Origin of the sequence: Desulfovibrio sp. OH1186_COT-070 (assembly GCF_003860215.1) — a bacterium.
Classification (GTDB): domain Bacteria; phylum Desulfobacterota; class Desulfovibrionia; order Desulfovibrionales; family Desulfovibrionaceae; genus Desulfovibrio.
On record NZ_RQYH01000257.1, the window covers coordinates 1 to 313 of the forward strand.

General features: G+C 32.9%; 1 protein-coding gene. It reads left to right on the forward strand.

Features of this window, described 5'->3' with window-relative positions; all coding sequences use genetic code 11:
* On the forward strand, positions 1 to 313 hold a 313-nt coding region (locus EII23_RS12745; RefSeq protein WP_185702428.1), incomplete at both ends, for a DNA adenine methylase.

Genomic DNA, 313 nt, shown 5'->3' on the forward strand with positions numbered 1-313 from the left:
CATTTTGTGATGCTCTTAAGAAAAAGAGTATAGTATTTCATAATTGTGATTTCCTAGATATTGATTTAACTGATTTAGGTGAGAATGATTTGGTCTACTGTGATCCTCCATACTTAATTTCTACTGGGTCATATAATGATGGAAAAAGAGGCTTTAAGGATTGGACAACGGTTGAGGAAACGCAGCTGCTCGAATTGTTGGATCAATTAGATAAACAAGGGGTAAAGTTCGCTCTTTCCAATGTTTTATATCACAAAGGTTTATCCAATGATATATTGATTGAATGGAGCAAAAAATACAGAGTGTATTATTT